Origin of the sequence: Synechococcus lacustris Maggiore-St4-Slac, assembly GCF_024345595.1 — a bacterium.
In the GTDB taxonomy this organism is placed as follows: Bacteria; Cyanobacteriota; Cyanobacteriia; order PCC-6307; family Cyanobiaceae; genus Synechococcus_D; species Synechococcus_D lacustris.
Window position 1 is genome coordinate 1 of record NZ_JAGQBK010000005.1, and the last position, 20,540, is coordinate 20,540.

General features: G+C 43.1%; 18 protein-coding genes. 10 read left to right on the forward strand and 8 right to left on the reverse strand.

Features of this window, described 5'->3' with window-relative positions; translation table 11 throughout:
- Nucleotides 1-131: 131 nt before the first annotated feature.
- From KBY68_RS05170 to KBY68_RS05180, 3 genes are all read right to left on the reverse strand, one after another.
- Nucleotides 132-452 (reverse strand): lysozyme inhibitor LprI family protein, encoded by a 321-nt coding sequence (locus KBY68_RS05170; protein WP_255096170.1) that lies wholly within the window; start codon nt 450-452, stop codon nt 132-134.
- Between the two features lie 142 nt (nt 453-594).
- Complete coding sequence (locus KBY68_RS05175; RefSeq protein ID WP_255096303.1) at nt 595-1,290, reverse strand: putative 2OG-Fe(II) oxygenase; 696 nt, start codon at nt 1,288-1,290, stop codon at nt 595-597.
- Between the two features lie 34 nt (nt 1,291-1,324).
- Entirely contained in the window at nt 1,325-1,633 is a 309-nt protein-coding gene (locus KBY68_RS05180; protein ID WP_255096171.1) for an MTH1187 family thiamine-binding protein, read from the reverse strand.
- Nucleotides 1,634-1,747: 114 nt separating this feature from the next.
- Between KBY68_RS05180 and KBY68_RS05185 the strand changes: the two genes are divergently transcribed.
- Nucleotides 1,748-3,592 carry an ABC-F family ATP-binding cassette domain-containing protein gene (locus KBY68_RS05185; protein WP_255096172.1) on the forward strand — a complete coding sequence of 615 codons (1,845 nt, stop codon included), beginning with the start codon at nt 1,748-1,750 and terminating at the stop codon, nt 3,590-3,592.
- A 31-nt stretch (nt 3,593-3,623) separates the two neighbouring features.
- Nucleotides 3,624-4,721 carry a calcium:cation antiporter family protein gene (locus KBY68_RS05190; protein WP_255096173.1) on the forward strand — a complete coding sequence of 366 codons (1,098 nt, stop codon included), beginning with the start codon at nt 3,624-3,626 and terminating at the stop codon, nt 4,719-4,721.
- Between the two features lie 41 nt (nt 4,722-4,762).
- On the opposite strand, the gene KBY68_RS05195 is transcribed toward KBY68_RS05190, so the two are convergent.
- Both KBY68_RS05195 and gloB read right to left on the reverse strand, forming a co-directional pair.
- Nucleotides 4,763-5,158 (reverse strand): RidA family protein, encoded by a 396-nt coding sequence (locus KBY68_RS05195; protein WP_255096174.1) that lies wholly within the window; start codon nt 5,156-5,158, stop codon nt 4,763-4,765.
- Nucleotides 5,159-5,199: 41 nt separating this feature from the next.
- A complete protein-coding gene (gene gloB / locus KBY68_RS05200) occupies nt 5,200-5,970 on the reverse strand; it encodes a hydroxyacylglutathione hydrolase (protein WP_255096304.1) in 771 nt (256 codons plus the stop codon).
- 78 nt (nt 5,971-6,048) lie between these two features.
- Here gloB and hisG point away from each other — a divergent pair, with 78 nt between their 5' ends.
- Genes hisG through KBY68_RS05235 form a run of 7 tightly spaced genes read left to right on the forward strand, consistent with a single transcriptional unit; the run spans nt 6,049 to nt 16,016 of the window.
- Nucleotides 6,049-6,693, forward strand: coding sequence for an ATP phosphoribosyltransferase (hisG, locus tag KBY68_RS05205; RefSeq protein ID WP_255096176.1), 645 nt, complete (start codon nt 6,049-6,051; stop codon nt 6,691-6,693).
- On the forward strand, nt 6,690-8,459 hold the full coding sequence (locus KBY68_RS05210) for an ABC transporter ATP-binding protein (RefSeq protein WP_255096177.1): 1,770 nt from the start codon (nt 6,690-6,692) through the stop codon (nt 8,457-8,459). The genes hisG and KBY68_RS05210 overlap by 4 nt, the downstream gene beginning before the upstream one ends.
- Nucleotides 8,460-8,470: 11 nt before the next feature.
- Complete coding sequence (locus tag KBY68_RS05215; protein WP_255096178.1) at nt 8,471-8,986, forward strand: GNAT family N-acetyltransferase; 516 nt, start codon at nt 8,471-8,473, stop codon at nt 8,984-8,986.
- 26 nt (nt 8,987-9,012) lie between these two features.
- Entirely contained in the window at nt 9,013-13,602 is a 4,590-nt protein-coding gene (locus KBY68_RS05220) for a multicopper oxidase family protein (RefSeq protein ID WP_255096179.1), read from the forward strand.
- Complete coding sequence (locus KBY68_RS05225) at nt 13,589-14,464, forward strand: MbnB/TglH/ChrH family RiPP precursor modification enzyme (protein ID WP_255096180.1); 876 nt, start codon at nt 13,589-13,591, stop codon at nt 14,462-14,464. The genes KBY68_RS05220 and KBY68_RS05225 overlap by 14 nt, the downstream gene beginning before the upstream one ends.
- Before the next feature lie 4 nt (nt 14,465-14,468).
- Nucleotides 14,469-15,320 (forward strand): HvfC/BufC N-terminal domain-containing protein, encoded by an 852-nt coding sequence (locus tag KBY68_RS05230; protein WP_255096181.1) that lies wholly within the window; start codon nt 14,469-14,471, stop codon nt 15,318-15,320.
- Between the two features lie 27 nt (nt 15,321-15,347).
- A complete protein-coding gene (locus tag KBY68_RS05235; RefSeq protein ID WP_255096182.1) occupies nt 15,348-16,016 on the forward strand; it encodes a fumarylacetoacetate hydrolase family protein in 669 nt (222 codons plus the stop codon).
- Nucleotides 16,017-16,021: 5 nt separating this feature from the next.
- On the opposite strand, the gene KBY68_RS05240 is transcribed toward KBY68_RS05235, so the two are convergent.
- Both KBY68_RS05240 and KBY68_RS05245 read right to left on the reverse strand, forming a co-directional pair.
- Entirely contained in the window at nt 16,022-17,080 is a 1,059-nt protein-coding gene (locus tag KBY68_RS05240; RefSeq protein WP_255096183.1) for a phosphatidylserine decarboxylase, read from the reverse strand.
- A gap of 31 nt (nt 17,081-17,111) precedes the next feature.
- Complete coding sequence (locus KBY68_RS05245; protein WP_255096185.1) at nt 17,112-18,329, reverse strand: MFS transporter; 1,218 nt, start codon at nt 18,327-18,329, stop codon at nt 17,112-17,114.
- 71 nt (nt 18,330-18,400) lie between these two features.
- On the opposite strand from KBY68_RS05245, the gene KBY68_RS05250 reads away from it, so the two are divergent.
- Entirely contained in the window at nt 18,401-19,042 is a 642-nt protein-coding gene (locus tag KBY68_RS05250) for a Coq4 family protein (protein WP_255096186.1), read from the forward strand.
- A 15-nt stretch (nt 19,043-19,057) separates the two neighbouring features.
- On the opposite strand, the gene KBY68_RS05255 is transcribed toward KBY68_RS05250, so the two are convergent.
- A complete protein-coding gene (locus KBY68_RS05255; protein WP_255096187.1) occupies nt 19,058-20,338 on the reverse strand; it encodes a carbohydrate porin in 1,281 nt (426 codons plus the stop codon).
- Nucleotides 20,339-20,540 lie beyond the last annotated feature (202 nt).

Below are 20,540 nucleotides of genomic sequence, written 5' to 3' on the forward strand. Positions count from 1 at the left end.
CAAAACATCTCACCAAACATCTCACATGCGGCTTTTTTATTTTTAAATCGATTGCGCTGCAATGAGACTGGGCGAGAAATTGTTGAGCCTTCCAAGCTGATATTCGAAACAGTAAGAAGCCCATCCCGCAATTACTGATCCATCCCCTTAAATTCCTTCAGCAAAGCCCGATTCAGCTTGTTATTACAGTTAATCAGCAACTGCGGGTAGATACTGCCGTCTTTATAAGGTGCGTAAGCAGCAGCGCAAGCAGCCTTGGCTGCCTCTTGCCATTGCTGATAAATCGCCGGGGGCAGTTTGCTATTTAACTTTTTTGTTGACTGCTCTAATTGCAACCCAGCGCAATAGCGCATCTCCACAGTGGTTTCACCAGAGCAGTTGAGTTTGGTTGGTTGGGCCCTAGCAGCAGTAGATGGCAGCAGCAACAGGCCTAGTAGCAATAGCGTTTTCATAGATCCTTTAGCCCCTTGAGCAGCGTACGGCTAGTTGCTGGTGGGGTAGTAGGAAGGCATAACAAATATTGAATAAAAGCGGCCGATATGGCGTCAATGTGGCCGAGAAGCTCCTGATGCTTACGGATGTTGGAGTTCTAGTTTAAAAGCCCTGGGGACGCTTACGAACGCTAAAAAGTTCCACGTTATCGTTTGTGGTAACAGGATTTACATCTACACGTTTGGGTATAGCCATCACATTAAAGGCTAAAGACCAACGTTCACCATCTCCCCGAAACGGAGCTACTGAATGGGGTTGCCAGGCAGGAAATATGTAGAAATCGCCAGGAACAGGCAACACATATTCAGCCATGCCGGTGCGAAAGCTTTGGATGTGCCATTCCTCAGGGCCATACAAACACAATTGGCCATCAAAACTATTGCTATTGATCTGGGGCGGAACCTGTAAAAAGATCACCCCAGAGAAACTACCGCCGTGGGTGTGGGTTGGGTTGTAATCACCCGAGCGCTGCACATTTAGCCATAAATCAACCATCTGCAATCCATAGCGCCCCTCAGCCCAGGGTCCACGCCCCTGGGGCGGCAAGCGATCGATCACATGGCGAATCCAACGCTCACACCCAGGCAAGATCACCTCGCGGCAGAGCTCCTGCACAGCTGGTTGTTGGGGGCCAAGTTCAAGCTGCAGTGCAAGCTGACCGGCAAGTTTGTGGGAGGCATTAGGGCTGCGCTCAGGCGCCTTCAACACCTCTTTAGCCAAAACCTGCAAAGAAGAGAGCAAAGTTTGGGCCAGGTTGCCTTTGAGCACATAGCGAGGAAAAAGCTCCAACACCTCCATGGTGATGTCCAAAAGTTCAGGCTGAGGCTAGGTGCTAACTCAACTCATCAAGTAAGCGCTCAACACTGTTCACCTTATCTTCAAGGCTTTGCTGGCGATCAACTCTGGTATTTAGATGGATAGTGCTGAATAAACGGGGGCAACCCATGGCATGGAGTTGCTCATGGCAACTACGCACCGCAGCAAACACCTCATCCCATTCGCCTTCGATAGCAGTGCCATTCGGATGGAGTTGAATTTTTAAACCAGCTGCTGTTAGCAGCCGCTCACAGGTGGCGATATAAGGGGAAAGGTTTACGCCCACACCCACTGGTACCACACACAAATCAACAATTACCTTCATGGCAAAACGCCGTAACTACACCATCATCGCCCCGCACCATGACAGGCTCAAGGCAGTAGCAGCAAAACCCTGATCAGCCTCCAGGATGTAACAAAAGACTTTGGGGTAAAAACCTTGCTCCACAAGGTGAATCTCGAAGTTGGCCCACGGGAACGGATGGGCCTAATCGGCACTAATGGTTCCGGAAAATCCACCCTGTTGAGATTGATGGCAGGCCTAGAACCGCCGGGTGGCGGCAGCGTGCAAATAAACACTCGCAGCAAAGTGATCTATGTGGATCAAAACCCAACCCTTGATCCAAATCGCACGGTGCTTGAGCAGGTATTTGCCGATAGCGGTGAAAAGATGCAAGTGGTAAAAAGCTATGAAAACATCACTCTTCAATTACAAGAAAATCCAACAAGTAGCAATTTATTAGCAGAACTTGGCAGCCTTAGCGGCCGCATGGATCAACTAAATGCCTGGGAATTAGAACGCCAATGCCATGAAGTGCTGAGCCGGCTTGGCATAAATGATCCAAACCGTAAGGTGGGTGAACTTTCAGGTGGATATCGCAAACGCTTAGCTTTAGCCGCAGCATTAGTAGCAGAACCCGATGGCCTATTGCTAGATGAACCAACAAACCATTTAGATGCACTTGCAACAGAATGGCTACAAGAATTCCTTGCCCGATTTCCAGGGGCATTAGTGCTAATCACCCACGACCGGTATTTTCTAGAAAGGGTAACAAACACAATAATAGAATTAGAAGCAGGTAATTTAAAACGTTATCCTGGTAATTATGGTGCTTATCTTGAATTAAAAAACCAAGAAGATATTGCTGATGCAGCCCAGCAACGGGCCTATCGCTCAGTAATGCGCCGCGAAATGGAATGGTTAAAACGCGGCCCTAAGGCTAGAAGCACAAAGCAAAAAGCCCGCATTCAACGAATTGCTGAAATGCGAGAACAAACATTTAAACCAGTAAAAGCAAAAGTTGAAATGGCAAGTGCCGGCAGGCGCCTTGGTAAAACAGTTATTGAGGTTGAAAATCTACACCGCCAGATTGGCGATCGCACATTAATTAAAGATTTTAGCTATAGCTTCTCACCGGAAGATAGAGTGGGATTTATCGGCCCAAATGGTGTGGGTAAATCAACATTACTAGATCTTTTAAATGGGAAACAGGAACCGGATGGGGGCTTAGTTCAGAGGGGTGAAACCGTTGTGATTGGTTGTTTTGATCAACATTCGGAGGAACTATCAAATAATTTAAAAGTAATTGAAGTAATCAAAGAAGTAGCCGAAAGGATTGATCTGGGTCAAGGTGAATTCCTATCAGCTTCACAGCTACTAGAGCGCTTCTTATTTCCACCGGCACAACAATATAGCCCCGTTTCTAAATTATCAGGCGGCGAAAAGCGGAGGCTTCATCTATGCAGATTGCTAATGGCAGCTCCCAATGTTTTACTGCTCGATGAACCCACAAACGACCTTGATATTCATACCCTTGGGGTTTTAGAGGATTACATTGAAGATTTTCGAGGGTGTGTAATCATAGTTTCACACGATCGTTATTTTCTAGATCGCACAATCGATCGCTTATTTTGCTTTCAAGCAAATGGCATATTAGAGCGTTTTGAAGGAAATTACAGTGAATGGCTTGAACACCAACAGCAGCAAACACAAGATCAACAAAAACAACCCGCAAAAACAGTAACCGCCAACAAAAGCCAAACAACGGTTAAACCACCTAAAACAAAATCGCGCAAGCGTAGCTTTAAAGAACAAAGGGAATTGGATCAATTAGACAAAAACCTGCCAATGCTAGAGCTAGAAAAGATGAGCCTTGAGGCAAAACTAATAAATGCAAACTACGAAGAAATTGAAAATATCACCACAAAACTTGCTAGCCTATGTTCACAAATCACAAAGGGTGAAGAGCGCTGGCTTGAAATAAGTGCCCTTGAGGAAAATTGATCGAGTGGGTTAACATAAAAAAAGCAAGCCGATGCGTTCAATGCCGATTAAAAGCTGGAATTATTTTCTGATTTTCAGTGCCTTAGCTGTGGTATTACCAGCGCCAGAAAATATATCAATGCACCTGCCATACTTCCTTCTTTGTGGATTAGGTTTAATACCCTTAGCCCACGAAGCTGCAAAATTAGTAGATGAACTCATCGGCAAAGTTGGAGATAGAATCGGCAGCCTACTAAATATAACTTTAGGCAACATACTGGAATTAATCATTGCCATAACAGCCCTCAATAGCGGCCTGTATAATCTTGTAGTTATTGGAATCGCCGGCTCTGTAATCACCAACACGCTTCTAATATTGGGTATTTCAACAGTAATCGCTGGAAGGAAACAACTTAATATAGAACTTCAGGCCCATAGCAGAGCCCTGAGCACGAATCAACTGCTTATTAGCGTAACACTATTATCGATTCCATCCGTATTTTTTTTGAATGCCCTGCGTCCCCTAAGCGAAGGGAGTGAAAAGATGGATAATTTTTCAATCTATTCAATTATTGTAGCTGTTCTAATTCTTGGCTCATATTTAATGAGTTATGTTCTACAACTAGGCACCCATAGATCATTTTTTATTAAGCCAAAACAAAAAGAATCAGATCATACATTAGGCAATTCAACTAGTTTTGCCAAAATAATTTTAATGCTTGTTGTTATAACAATTGCCATGGCCTTGGTATCAAATCATTTAGTTGATGCCCTAGAATATCTAGTAAAAGGTTCCCACCTAACGCCACTGCTTGTGGGGATGTTTATCCTGCCACTATTCTCAGCCATACCAGAAGCAATAGTTAGCATTAGAGCTGCCACTAACGGGCGCATGGACATAGCAATGACCAGCACAGTTGAATCAAGTGTTCAATTGCTCCAATTTGTATTACCTTGTTTAGTGTTAATTGGAATCCCCTTACAAAATTATTTGCATCTCACCTTCCCTCCGGAGGCCCTAGCCTCACTTTTTGGAGCGGCCCTTGTGGTGCAATGGCTTACGGAAGCCAACTCATTGAATTGGTATAAAGGTATATTATTGCTAATCACCTACAGCACATTAATTACAGGCGCTGTGTTGTTAAAATAAAAGCTTCCAACTTGATAATTAGTAAGATCACATTAGTAAGATCACAAAAGAGCAATGCAATCAATTTCAACCCTAGCTCCTTTAGGCAAAGCTGCCACTTGAACGCAAGCCCTAGCTGGGGACACACCAGTGGAAAACATTTCAGCATAAATACTATTTACATCACTAAAATCGGCAAGATCAACAAGAAATACAGTAGTGCGCACCACCCGCTCTGCGCTGCAGTGGGCAGCCTCTAAAACAGCTTTCAGGTTTGATAACACCTGCCTGGTTTCAAGCCGCACATCACCTGCACCCACCATTTCAGCAGTGACTGGGTGCAGGGCTATTTGACCTGAACAAAAAAGCATTCCACCTGCTTTTACCGCTTGGTTGTAGGGCCCCACCGGCGACGGTGCCTGATTGGTTTGCACCGCCTCAATTTGATCCAATTCCATGGCTGCTTAAACAGAACACAATTATTCTTGCAGTTCAGATTTCAGAAATTATCCTTACGTGTGCGAATTTCAGCTAGCACTTCAACGGGATCAATAAAACCCGTGGCCGCCTGCAGCCTGGCATCCTTGCAACGCATAAATGGATTGGTTGCCAATTCCAAATCAATCCGTGATGGCACGGTTGCCATATTCCTAGCCCGCAGCTCCTGCACCTGTTGCCAACGTTCTTGAAGTGCTTGATTCGTTGGGTCTTGGCTTAGGGCAAATCGCAGATTTGCTTGCGTGTATTCATGGGCACACCACACTTGGGTATCAGGATCTAGGGCAGCAAATTGCTGCAGAGATGCCCACATCTGGGCGGCTGTTCCTTCAAATAAACGTCCGCAGCCACCGGCAAATAAGGTGTCGCCGCAAAATAATTCAGGCCCAGCTTCTCCCACCCTTGGCAAGTAGTAAGCGATATGAGCTCTGGTGTGACCAGGCACAGAAAGCACATGCAATGGCCTACCAAATAAATCCAATTGCTCACCAGCCCCTAGGCCACGGGTTTGAAAAGGAATCCGCTCTCGATCAGCAGCAGCAGCCCACACCTGGGCCTTAGGCCAGTGCTGCAGCAGCTCAGGGGTGCCGCCGATATGGTCGCTGTGGTGGTGGGTGTGCAGCACCAACTCCAGGCTTAATTTGCGCTTCTCCAGTAGTTCGAGCACTGGTGAGGCAATGGCTGGATCAACCACCGCTGCCCGCCCGGCAGAACCAATCAACACAAAAATGTAGTTGTCGCGCAACACAGCTAGGCGCTGGATTTCAAGCATTACAACCACATGTCTTGCAGCAGTTTGGCGCCATGGGCCGGTGCCGGTGATTACAGTTTGATTTGGTGAACACAAGGCATGATCACGGTTGCCCTTCCCAAGGGGGCGCTACTCAAGGATTCGGTAACCCGTTTTGCTGCGGCAGGCCTTGATTTCAGCGCTATCACCAATCCAAATAACCGCCAATTGATGCTGCCTAGCGCCTGCGGCAAAGCAAGGGCCCTACTGGTGCGCAATGGTGATGTGCCCGTTTACGTGGCCTACGGCCAAGCCCAACTGGGGGTGGTTGGTTACGACGTTTTGCAAGAACAACAAAGAAGCGTTGCCCAACTGCTCGACCTCGGTTTTGGCGGCTGCCGCATGGCCGTAGCAGTAAAGGAAAATAGCCCCTATCGCCGCGCTGCTGATCTGCCAGCCCATTGCCGGGTGGCAAGTAAATTCACCCGCTGCGCATCGGAATATTTTCAAAAATTAGATCTACCGATCGACCTTATCCATCTCACCGGATCTGTGGAATTAGGACCACTCACTGGCATATCAGAAGCGATCGTAGACCTTGTGGCCACTGGCCGCACCCTTAAAGACAATGGCTTAATAGCCATCGAAGATCTCTTTTTTAGTACGGCCCGATTAGTGGCTCACCCGCTTTCAATGCGTCTAGATAATGGTCAACTGCAGGATTTAGTAGATGCCATTGCTACAAAAAATCCTGATAATCAATGAAGGATTTGCGTAGGCTGCAACGCCTGTTGCCATACCTGGCCCGGGATCGACGCAGGTTATTTCTTGCCATAAGCCTCCTTTTACCAGTGGCCGCCGCCAGTGCGGTGCAACCACTATTGGTGGGCCAAGCAATTTCCGTGTTGCGGGGTGAACAGGCCTGGTGGTGGCTGCAGGCAATGCCAATGGCCTCAGCCCTGCGCTGGTTGATCGGCCTATTGCTAATAGCAGTGTTGGTGCGCCTTGCCCTGCAAGGCAGTCAAAGTTTGTTAGTGCAAACCATTGGCCAACGGCTTACCTCACAATTGAGGGTTGATTTATTTAGCCACACCCTCAATTTATCGCTGCGCTTTCACGACCGCACCCCCGTTGGTAAATTGATAACCCGATTAACAAATGATGTAGATGCCCTGGCGGAGGTATTTGGTTCAGGCGCAATCGGAGTAATTGCTGATGTGGTTACTTTTGTAGTAATCGCATCATTAATGCTATCAATCAATCGGCCGCTGGGTTTGATGTTGCTGTTTCTGCAAATCCCCATAACCTGGCTTGTGATAAGCCTTCAACAGCGTTATCGAAAAGCTAATTACAGAGTTAGAGAAGAATTGGGCCAGCTCAATTCAGATCTTCAAGAAAATCTTCAAGGCCTTGAAGTTGTTCAAATGTTTAGGCGGGAAACACTTAATAGTGAACGCTTTGCAATAACAAATGCAAAATATCGCAAGGCAGTTGATGGAACGATCTTTTATGACAGTGCTATCTCAGCTTTACTTGAATGGATCTCATTAGCAGCAGTAGCGCTTGTGCTAGCCGTTGGCGGACATCTGGTTACATCGGGAAGCGTTGGCTTAGGTGTGTTAACAACCTTTATCTTATTCTCGCAACGCTTATTTGATCCCCTTAGGCAACTGGCGGAACGCTTCACCCAGATTCAAGCTGGCCTAACAGCAATTGAGCGGATTGGTGAATTACTAGATACACCTTTAGAAATAAAAGAAGCAAAAAGATTCATATCATCAGATCAACCAAAATCAGGTGAGGTTATATTTGAAGATGTTTGTTTTGCCTACAGGGATGATGAACCGATTCTAGAGAACATAAACATACATATAAAGCCCGGTGAGCACATTGCACTTGTGGGGCCCACCGGATCTGGTAAAACCACCGTAATTCGTTTACTGTGCAGATTATATGAACAACAGCAGGGTCGCATATTATTAGACGGGGTTGACATCAGAGAATTACCGATACCAGATCTGAGGCAAAGGCTGGGCGTTGTGCTTCAAGATACTTTTCTATTTAGTGGCAGTGTTGCCAATAATCTAACCTTAAATTCTGAATGCAGTCGCCATGAATTAGAGCAGCTCTGTAAAGACCTTGGCCTGGCGCCAATGCTGGAAAAACTACCTAATGGTTTAGATACATCACTAAGGGAACGGGGTGGCAATTTAAGTTCAGGTGAACGACAACTACTCGCAATCGCAAGGGTTGCCCTACGCAATCCTTCAGTGTTGGTTATGGATGAGGCAACAGCCTTCCTCGATCCCAGCACCGAGGCAACCTTACAAAATGATCTAAGTAGATTATTAACAAATCGCACCGCTATTGTAATCGCCCATCGCCTAGCAACGGTGGAGGCGAGCGATCGGATCTTGGTTCTAAAACGGGGGCGCGTAGTTGAAGAAGGCAGTCATATTGATCTGCGCGCCCAAGGTGGCCTCTATGCCCAACTGGCCGACCTGCAGGAACGGGGCCTGGCAACCCTCTAAATGAAAGCAAAATGAACAGCAGTAATACACAACAATCAACACTCAGCGAACCATTACTGGATAAGCTCTATGGTGAGCAATGGCGTGAGCTAAAAACTAACAATGAAAAATTAAGGCTTGTAACTAGCTTTGATCGTGAAATTGATTTAATTGAATTAGAGCAACTTTGTGATGCGGTGGGTTGGTGCAGAAGACCGCAAAGAAGGGTTCGTAAAGCCCTGGATAATTCCCTATTGGTTATTGGTTTATGGCGCCATGACCCGCGCCTACCTCGATTGATTGGTTTTGCCCGTTGCACTGGCGATGGCGTGCTTGATGCAACCATCTGGGATTTAGCAATTCACCCTCTATATCAACGCAATGGCCTTGGCAAGGGAATGATGGTTGTATTACTTGAACGCTTACAAATGATGGAAGTTGAAAAGGTAACCCTATTTGCCGACGCTCAAGCGGTGCGTTTTTACTCAAGCCAAGGCTGGAATCTCGAACCCCGAGGCGAACGTTGCGTTTTTTGGTATGCTAGGTAAAATAGAATAGGTAGCGGAAACAACTCATGACTTCCGAAATTCTTTTCTTCTTAGTTCAGGCTGGTTTTTTTAAGAACAACATATCTTTACTTTTTCAATTCATTATTCAACTTGCTGAATCAAGCAAAGGATCCACTCCTTCAAATGAAGTACCAGTTACAAAACCCACAACTGATTTTAACTACATAATCGGTGGACTGTTCCCTACGCTCCCCAACGGTAATCCAAATGTAATTTTAGCCGAAGGACTAGCCTATGAAGCTGGATCTAGAAAAATAATATCAACAACCAACGATCCATCAAAACTGAGCATGAATGCAAAGTTAAATATCAGTACAGATTCAATTACTATTCCTGGAGCAGATCAATATCTAAATAACTTCTATTTGCCTCAACTTTTAGCAACAACTCAAACGAACTCAACATTCAACCAATTAAAAAATGCCTATATAAATAGTTGGACATCTCAACCTCGCAACCGTACGATGGAGGGGCTCAGTTTCATTGGCTATACGGGGCCTGGAAAGGAATTTGCTAACAGTAGCGATAGCTACTGGAGTAGCAATGGTACAACCTCAGATTCCTTTTATACAGACATTAAGAATATAGCGAATTACAATCCAGCGGGCTTATGGAAAAACTGGAAAGGCAACATAGAAATCAATTCAACCTATGATTTAAATTCCCTAAAAAAGAACTTAGATGCTTTAAATGATCCAAATAGCAATAACAGTCCTCCATTATGGTATCCCACATTTCTATACACATATAGCGAATTAGATGCTTTAGGTAATAGCTTAGGAACAAGCTATCCAGGTCCAACTCTTTTTGCCCAGCCTGGCAACAAGCTCAATCTAAATTTTAAGAACCAAATTAGCGTGCCAGGTTTAACTACTGAAGAACTTCAAAAAGCAACTTTAATCAAAAATAGCAGCTATGGAAATAGCAGTAGCGATGGGCTTGGCGGAAGTACGTCAGTTAATTATCACCTCCATGGATCTCATACAACGCCAAATGGATATGGCGACAATGTTGTTAGTAGATACACCACAGGGCAAGAATGGACAACAAAAATAGATTTACCTTCAGATCACGGAATTGGTTCCTATTGGTATCATCCACATTATCATCCCTCCGTAAATCAGCAGGTTTATGGCGGTCTATCTGGCTTTCTGCAGCTTGGAGATCCCCTGAGCAAAGTTCCAAATTTCAAAAATATTCCGCGAAATTTAGCGATTCTTAAAAATATTGATCTCACAATTGATCAAGAGTCTGGAAAAGTAGTAATCACATCACTAGATGGTGTTGGTGCAGGTAAATCCTCCAATCAAATGACGATGGTTACAGTAAACGGGCAATTCCAGCCCACTGTTAATGGAGGGGAAGGCGGTTGGCAAGCCATAACACTTAGCAATCAAACAAACCAAGCTTTCTATAATATTTCCTTTGTAAATACTAGTAATACTGGAAAAATATCTAATCTACCTATTTATATCTTTGGGGAAGATGGACATCAGTATCCCCAAATACTTGCTGCCCTTGGTACGCTTGGAACCAGTGGCAAAAACCAATCTACCAGCTACGCCCAGCAGCCTAATCTTCTTTCATTACCCCCAGGCAAACGGCTTGACGCCTTGGTTTATCTTCCACAGGGAACAACACAAATTGCCTCAACATATTCATTCACACAAACAACAGATAGCGGATTAACAAAAACATATAATAACTCAAACATGGGTGGCTATCCAGATCTAATCAGCTCGAATACGCCAACAGTTAAAGGAATTAACACCTCCGGTACAGGTGCCGGTCCGTTGGCGATATTCCAAGTAAATGCGCCTGTAATACCCTTGAGTGCGGCACAACAAAATGATGCTATTGCCAGCGCCAATGCAGGCATATCAGTACAAAAAATCACTCCCGAAACACGTCCGGAAGAATACAATTCAAATAGCGTTCCAAGTATAAATCTGTTTGAACAAGATTTAAAAGGCAAGCCCCTGTGGGAACCAATACGCAACCGACAATTCAACTGGGCTAAAGGCACACTTGTGGGCCCCTCCGATGATTGGGATCCAGCTACTCAAGAACTGCTTGCGCAGTACACGGCAGCTAACCAGCAAACCTATCAACGCTACACAGCACTTCCAGTTGGCGACCCTGGAGTTGAAAATTGGCTAGGTTATAACAACCCATTCCTAATAAATGATCATGTTTTCCCTAATGGCAACCTAACAATTGCACAATTAGGAACCATAGAAGAATGGACATTAAGAAACTGGAGTGTTAATAATGCAGAAAAATATATCGGCCATCCTTTTCACATTCACATCAACGACTATCAAACACTAAATAGTGACACAGAATTAACCAATAAAAACGTCCTGGAAGACGTAACAATGCTTAATTCGTCTGGTTTTAAATATTACAATACATCCAAAAATGCTGCTGGCAATGAAATCGGTCTCATTAGTGCAAAACCGCTGCGGGGATCGTTCCATGAGATAGCCGAAGCGCAAGATCCCAACAAAGTTGGTAACCTTGCAACATTTGGGGCAAATGATCAAACTATTAGGATGCTATTCCAGGATTACTTAGGAACCTACGTTTTTCACTGCCATATTCTCCCCCATGAAGATGCAGGCATGATGCAGGCAATAATGGTGATTGAAAATACTGATTCCAGCTGGTTACTGCCAGCAGATAATCTAGATGCAAAAGGTACTACAGGCACAAATGGAAGTTTTAATTGGAGCACTGATGTTTTGTTGGCAGAGAACTTCTCGTCTAAAAAACTGAGATGGGAAGCATCACAAGTTGCGCAACCAGAGCGCACAACAGTTGGTGATCTAACCGGAGATTTTATCCAAGAAATTACGATTGCAAGCAAAGGATCTGGACAAGTAAGAGTAATGGATGGAGCAGCACTTCTTAAGAATGGCAAAAGTGTAACCCTATCAACATTCGATCCCTATCCAATCACAGGATTAGCACCATGGGTATTTGCTGATGATGTAACTGGTGATGATGCTCGAGACCTTATCACTGGTGGTTTTGTAAAGAGTAATGGAGATCTAGTTTCAATTCACAACTTTGAATTAGCAGGGTGGACATCACCTGATGATGCTCTTAACTGGCTGCCCTTATTTCGTTTTAAACCATGGGATAGCTTGCCTCACCACGGCGGATTGCTAGAACCACGTAAAGGGCTAACTGTTAATCAAGTAAGTATGGCAGTTGGAGACTTCAATCTTGATAACTTCAGCGACATCGCCATGGCCTACGCCACTGAAGCAGGAGCAAGAGTTACTCTGCTTGATGGAGCAGCTCTTAGCCTAACACTGCAAACAGGAAGTTTTGAAGGTGGCTATTTTCCCAACCAAGCAATTCTTGCTGATGCACTCATATCCGATCCAACATTGGCACAAGCTGAGGATCTCAGCCTTAGCTCAGGTTTCAACTTATACGGACAAATAGCACTTGAAAATTTTCTACTCACAGCTCAGAAGAAAGGCGGAGATGCAACTACTTATACACTTCAATTAGAAGCAGGCCATTTCATTGCAACTTCAGAACCAATAGAGAATGATCATTCCAATCATGGCAATAGTGGCAGCACAATTCCCAGCGCGGCTCCCCACCACAGTAACAGTGGCGCTAATCGTGCACCAAAAACTGCCGATGATGTAATCACTAATCTGCAACCAGGAAAGCTTCTCCCTGTTCATATTGTAGATATCAACCTCGCTTCCGTTGCCCCCAATGGGCCAGGGGTAAGTATCACACCATTATTTGGTGGGGCCATGGCAAATGGCGGCCTTTTAGTGAGCGGCACTCAGGATGGAAATACTTTCGTATTTGCCCAAGGGAATGGAGTGAATGGAACCAAATCCACATCAGCAATACTTGTAGACAGCGCAGACCAATTAGCGATTGGTGTGGATGGTATTAACCTAGTTAATAGTGAAGATCTTATCGGCCTGAAAAAAATGCAGCCGGAAGGATTAAAGGAGAGATTCAATTTAGTAAACATGGCATACTGGGCCTATTTTGGCGAGAGCCCTGAACCAACTGGTTCAGCATTTTGGGCAAACAAAGCAATTCTTGCTGATAATCAAACGGCCGACGAATTTACTCTAAATTTTATCTCAACCCCCACGGGGAGAACAGAAACACAAATGCATTTTGGTGGCGCACTAAACACAGTTCCGATTGCATCAATTGTAGAAACAACGGCTAAAACCCTATGGGGAAGGAATGCAACTAAAGATGAAATAACCGGTTGGCAAACCGCTGTAAATTCTTCCCTTAATCCATCGCTTATCCCACTAAGAATGCTCCAGAGTAGTAATGGCAATGATTTATTTAGAGTTGCATACCTCTCTGCCGCATCAGAATGGACAAATTCCCAATGGGCTACAAGCGCAAACGTAGTTGGAAACTTTGGTTTAGGATTTGAAGGCGAACAGGATAGGTTTGCCGAAATGAGCAATTCCATAGGATCAGCACCGATACTAAACAATTTTCAAGAAGCCCAAAACCTTTTCAATCGGGTTTCGCTAGAATGGCTACAGCTCATTAGCGGAACGGAGGTTTCCAAAAGTGGCTTCTTCTAACAACACCTCTGAATCGCTAGAAAAAATTCCTCAAATGTGCAGTGGCGTTGGTCTTAATCTTTGCCACGAAAACGCTAATGAACTCTGGGAGCAGCGGCCGCCATTGGATTTCTTGCAGGTACATCCTGAGCATCTAATCCAAGAACCAGGTGGTCCATATCACCAAAAATTAATTGATCTTATTAGCCACTATCAAGTTACATTCCATGGCTTTGGTCTTTCCCTAGGTTCAGTTGCCCCCCTTGATAAATCATATTTAGAACTTGTTAAAGAACTTCTAGCGAATCATCCCAAAGCATTCTTTTCAGATCATCTTTCCTGGAGTTCATTATCGCATCATCATTTTCATGATTTGCTGCCCATTATATTCACAGAAGAGTCGCTGGAATATCTAGTTGAACGTGTATTACTTGTTCAGGAAACGATCGGTGCTCCGCTACATTTAGAAAATATTAGCAATTATATGCGTTTCAAAAATTCCACAATCGATGAGATCAGCTTTCTAAATCAACTCACAGAACGAACCGGTGCTTTTGTTCTCCTTGATATCAACAATCTCTGGGCTAACTCCAAGAACTTTGCCGAGGATCCTGCAGCTTCACTCCTCAGGGTGCGAGCAAATAGCGTTCGCAGCTACCACTTAGCTGGCTGCTCCCGTGAAAAACATAAAGCTGGAGATGTATGGATTGATTATCACGCAGAAGCTGTGCATCCGGAAGTATGGGATTTATACAATCTGGCAGTTCAAACATTTGGACCATGGCCAACCCTATTAGAATGGGAGAATGATGTGCCCCCTCTAAAAATCACCCTAAAAGAAGTTGAAAAAGTTTCATCCAATCTTCAAAAATTTCTAAACTAAACCAATGAAGTCTAAAGAACTGCTTCATCTACAGCAACAATTCCTCAAAGCTTTACACGGTGGTGATAAATCCTGGCTTCTAAATAATATAGTGCCAGCTAACGGCTTTGCCAACTCTGCAGAAGTACTAGATATTTATCTTTCACGGGCCCAATCACGCACTTTAGCTCCTCTGCATAACATCTTTAAAACATTACGTTGGTTGCTTGGTGAAGATACATTTAATCATTTGTTATCACATTTTTACGCAGAATCACCTGGTGAACCACTAGACCCACAAGCCTTAGCCGCTGAGTTTGCGGGGCTTCTTTTCACACTTGAGTTATCAAAAAATAATAATCTAAAAGAAGAGTTATTTAACGCCGTGCTTCAGCCAGCAGAGGCCACTTTTAACCCTCTACATATAATTATTGCTTCCGCACTTCTTGATTGGGAATGTTCAAGGGCACTACTGGCGCCAAGGAGGCGCCTCCTGTGCCAAGAAGAACTACAAAGGCTACTCTTGCATCGCTCACACCTATGGGCTCGCCCACGCTTGGAACGGGGCACAGTAATTTGCAGCTCCCTGATAAATCTAGTAGCCCTAAGAGAAGTAACTAAACAAAAAGCGCCAAGACAAGCAGTAAAAACATTAGACAAGCCGCAAAAATATATTATTTTTGCCAACTCCAGTCAAAATGTATGCGTAGAAAGCATTAGCGATACAACAGCGCAATTGCTGCAAAATTGTGATGGCACACACACTATTGCATCACTTCTACAGGAGGGCTTTACTCACGGCCTCAAACACTCTGAAACAATCTCACTTATCAGCCACTTAGTTAATCAAGATATTATCGTAGACTTTCAAAGCTAAGTATTAAAAACGCCAAACAAAAAATCCATGGAAACAATGCAGAATCATGAAACAACCAATGTTTACTGCATTGGCCACAACCATATTTCTTTAACAGGTTCAATCCAAACCAAAGTTCTGAACGAAGACGAAGATCATCTGCCTCTTTTAGCTAGTAAATCAACAACAGCTTTAACAGGACCGAATTCACCAATAAAAATTAATCAGCAAAATCGCCAAGTAGATTGGGAAGCTGAACTAGTGCTTAAGTTAGGTAAAAGTGCGTTTAACTTAGTTGATACATTAGCAGCTAGGGAAGTAATCCAAAGCTGGGGTGTTGGTAATGACATATCAGATCGATGGTGGCAGGGAAACGGAGGAGGCCAATGGATTAAAGGCAAATCATTCCCAGGCTTTGCTCCGCACAACATAGATTTCAAAAGCCTAAGCCCAGATTTCAACCTAGATCGCCAAATTAAGTGCTGGGTAAATGATGAATTAATGCAAGATAGTTCCTTAAATGAGTACATATTCCCACCAGATTGGCTAGTGTGGCATCTTAGTCAAAGCATGATGCTAAAACCTGGTGATTTAATTTTTTGCGGAACATTCCCCGGCTGTGGATTTCATCAAAAACCTGAAAGATTTCTTAAACCTGGTGATTCACTACGCACCTCAATTGAAGGCCTAGGTGAACTTAATAATCAAATAGTTTGATTAGATCAACAATTAGCAAAGGCTATAGATTGGCCCTGCTGAATAGTATCTCCTTCTTTAACCAGCCAATCAATAGCAGCTCCCTTTTGGAACAACAAAACCACATCAGAGCCACCAAAACTAAAAAATCCCAGTTCACTTCCTTTACTTAAGATAGAATTATTCAATGCAGAAAATGAAACTGATGAAACAATTCCCATGCCAATTGGAATAATTGCCACAAGCCCTATAGCTGATTCAATAACAGCCAAACCGCGCTCTTGCTTAAATTGATAACCAATGGCGCCACGAAGAACACTTAAATTACCTTTGGGATCTAGATGAACATCCATTGTTACTTTACCAGTTATATTGCGAAGTTCAATTAATTTACCTGCAACAGGTGTATGAAAACGATGATAATTGGTAGGAGCTAAGAAACTATGGCAATACCATCCATTTGTGAATTCATTTGCGTGGGGACTATCTTCAAGCAGATCACTGATATACCAATTAAGACCCTTTGCTTTAACACTTGATTCTGGAGAAATTTGATGACAACCACAAAATGAACTATCAGCAGCCGATACAATGATTTTGTTATTACTTGGTTCATCTATAGGCCGCGCACCACTCTTAATCTGTCTTGCAAAAAACTGATTATATGTTTTCCATCCGCCAGGGGGAGCCACATAATCATCAATCTTAAAATATTTATCATCATAAAACATTTGAAGTTGATCAATAGACTCAGGAGAATCCATCCATGAGCCAATACTTTCAACATAATAACGAACCCAATCCATAAAGCCAATATGCTCGCTAAGGTAATTATTATCAGCACAAGCTATCACATAATAAAATTCAAGATTCATAGGCAGCCATGTTTGTGGGTTTGGAATTGTTGTTTGCATTCTATGAATAAGATAACAGTAGCTAACTAAAAGTGGCTCCTCAAAACGACCAGAAAATTTAAGTGCATTTTCTAATCTAGAATTAAGCTCTATATCGTCCTCAAGCAATAGTAACAATCTAGCGACAACGGGATGCCATGGATTTATTTGCTCTGCGGGATTGATTGCCATTGAAATCAGGAGGGAATGTTCTGAAAGAATTCTAACTTCTTCTGAGTGATGGTATTAGATGTTTTCTCCAAAAACCAACAATAAAACTTAAAGCAATGGGCAGGGGAAGCAGCAAGAGCCATAGAGACATATTAAATGGACTGTTGGGCGAAATGATTGGCCATGTATGGCTTAAATATGTAATGAGCTCAAAAATAGCAGGACCAATCGCAAGACAAACTGTCATTAACGCCATAGTAAGAATATTGCCAAACTGACGGCCAGAAGCCGTTTGCCATTGGCTGATTAGTTGGCCAGGAGTGAAAGCCTCAGGGATACTTAATAGGGCAATAAAAACCAAGGCAAATGGAAGCCAGTACAAATCACGAATACCTATAATAAAACCAAGAAGAACAGCTGGAGAAATCACGAAAATCCCAAAAGATATCATTGGCTTTAAGAGCTTTAGCAAAGGGATTGCCAGGAATCCCCAAACTACAAACGGCAGAGTAAAACAAAGGCTTATCATTTGCAAACTTTTAAAATTACTAATAATTGAAGAAAGCCACACCAGTACGAATGCGTAAATAGAACGTGTTAGAATAATAACAGCGGCATCGCCAATAACCATTAAAAAATCTTTTTTGGGTATTAATAAACTTTGCCTACTAGGGGGGCATATACGCTCCCGTGGTGGAATCCACAGTCCTGAAAGTATTGATAAAACCGCGGATAAGACAGCAAGAAATAAGAATAATAATGACGCGTTACCATTCCCAAACCACAGAATTGCAATCCCAATAAATGGAACAACTGCAAGCCCAGCCGCAACTAAATTAAGCATCATCGTAAATTGCTTTACTCTCTCGCTTGGATTTAATTCAGCAACTGCAAGGCTAAATTGGCCAATTGGTATTGTTAAACCAAATGCAACTCCAATCAGGCAGCGAATAAGAAGCGGATGCCATTGGAGATTCGTAAGATAGAGCAACATATTAAGAAATGCCAATACCGCAAATCCAATTTGGCCAATCTGTTGGTTTCTTTTATTGCGTAGCAACAGCAATGAGCCAATCAAAAATGGTAATGATATTAAAGTAACATTATTCAAAAACAATTGATAATTCAACGCTGAATTCATCATCGTTGTCATCTCTTGTTGCGCTACTAAAGGAATTACGGCATTTGCTGAAACACCAGTTGTAATAAGAGCGCCAAGCACAGCAAGCCTAGAAACTCCCATGGCATGCATCTGCTTTAAGGCTGCCATCTTGAAGGAGTGCATTCTTGTTGAATCTTTCTTTAATCACATTATACTACCTATAGAGTTTTTCTTAGCCAATGCATGAAAAGTTGAACACAGATGGAATTGATTTGAGTGGGTTCCTGCATTACATGAAAGAACCGGGCACAGCTTCTGACAATGCATCGATCAGTAAAGTTTTCACGCAACTAGGTGTTAATGACATGATGCTAGAATACGTTATGAACATCATTCCTGTTGCTAACTTTATACGTTCTCGTTATCAAGCAACGCCCATTGATCTTAATACGCTTTTAGCGTTACCCTCAGATAGTTTTGGCCATCAATGGGCAACGTTCATGCAAGCAAATCACTTAAATCCGCATTTCTTTCAAAATTTACAAGAGCATGATGATCGATCATATTTGATAAATCGCCTCCATGATACCCATGATATGTGGCATATAATTCTTGATTTTGACACCAGTGAGGCTGGTGAAGCGGGAATGAATGCATTTACCTATGCTCAATCTGGCTCACCAACAACATGCATGTTGATGGCCGCAAAGTTAGTAAGGGCCATTGGTGGTTCAGATGAAAGCAGATGCCAGATGATGAATAATATTTGCAGGGGTTACCAACTGGGTATGACAGCTCAGCCTTTTCTTGCTATTGCCTGGGAGGAGAATTGGACAACCAAACTAAGTGATCTTCGAGAGTTAGCCGGAATTAAACCTTGATAACATCGATTGCTCTTACCAGATGCTTGCAGAAAACTCCACTCCTGGTGCAAGTATTGGTGACAGATCACCAGTGCCCCCGGGGTTTATTATTAACTGAACAAACGGTTTAATATTAATTTTTGAACTGATCCTAATCCTATGGTTGAACTCAATAACCGATTCTTGAGTTGTGCCTGGTGTAATATTTTGACTAAAACCTGTTGTTACAGCTGCAATTCCCGTAACATCTCCAGGCCGCCCAGGAATCAGCCCCTGCCTAAGTAGGCCAATTCCTGCATATGATGGAGCTGGATTATTTTCGGTATCCAAACCTATTCTTCCAGCCAGCCATATCCTACTGTTTACGCTACTGGGTATTATACTTTCTAAGGGAAGGATGATTGATCCATAAATTGTTCTATTTTCACCTACAGGAACATTAATAGTTTGATAACTACTTCCATTACCATTCGTATAACTTTTGCTCCAATATCCGCCAATCATAATTCCTGGCATTGGCAGGGCTTCTCCATTATCAGATGAATTAATTGAAGTGGATTTTGATAGTATCTTTTTGCTATTAAATTGCTTCTCCCATTGAACAATAGCAAGCCCACCAGATAAATACGGAATAGGATTTTTTGCAGAATATGAAACCCCAAATTGATTAGTTGGCATAATGCCAAAAGCACCTAATTTAAGGGTTCCATACTTTGAGCCCATTGCATTCCCATAACCGAGCATTACCCCAGTAGCTGCCAATGGTGCAATTGGAACCCCCAAAACCTCATCATTAAACGTATCATTAATTGCAGAATGAACGTAGTTATTAAAAATATTGCTATCCATAAATTCTGGATTAAGTGTAAATATGCCTGCCTTAAACAATAGATTTCCCTCACCTGGCTCTCTAGTTATTGTGGCTTCGGTTAGCCACTGACCTGATGATGTCATGGTTTGCAAGGGATAAGCGGCTCCAATTTGTTGGTAATAATTTCCATCACCTCTTACAATTGCTAATCTACTTACTATGCTCCAGTGATCAAGCTCTGTCCATACTGCTTTGTTTTTATTGATTCCTTTGCCAAGCTTGAATTGGAGCCACAACCCTTGCAGTATCGAACCTGAGTTTTCGAATCCTCCCACTGGGTTGAAAATTGGCTGTGATCGATAGTATATATCTGTTGATATATCTATTCGATCTAGGCTTTCTTGTGCAAGTAATTTGCCAGTATTCAAGGTCGCGAAAAACAGTGCGCCAATCGCAACATTACGGAACAATATGACATAAACAGTTTTCAATGAGCTAAGCATGCAGTGAGCTCAAATAAAAAATATATTAGCTGGGAATTTTATTTTATCAAGTGATCAGAGGTAAGGCCAACAAGGCAAATCCCTATTCATCAAAATAATGTTATAATTATTTTTGCTTAAAAAAGTTATGGCGCCATTCCCTACCCAGACCAGGGGTAGTCAAGTTAAAAGATTAATATCTAGCGGAACTTATACGTAAACT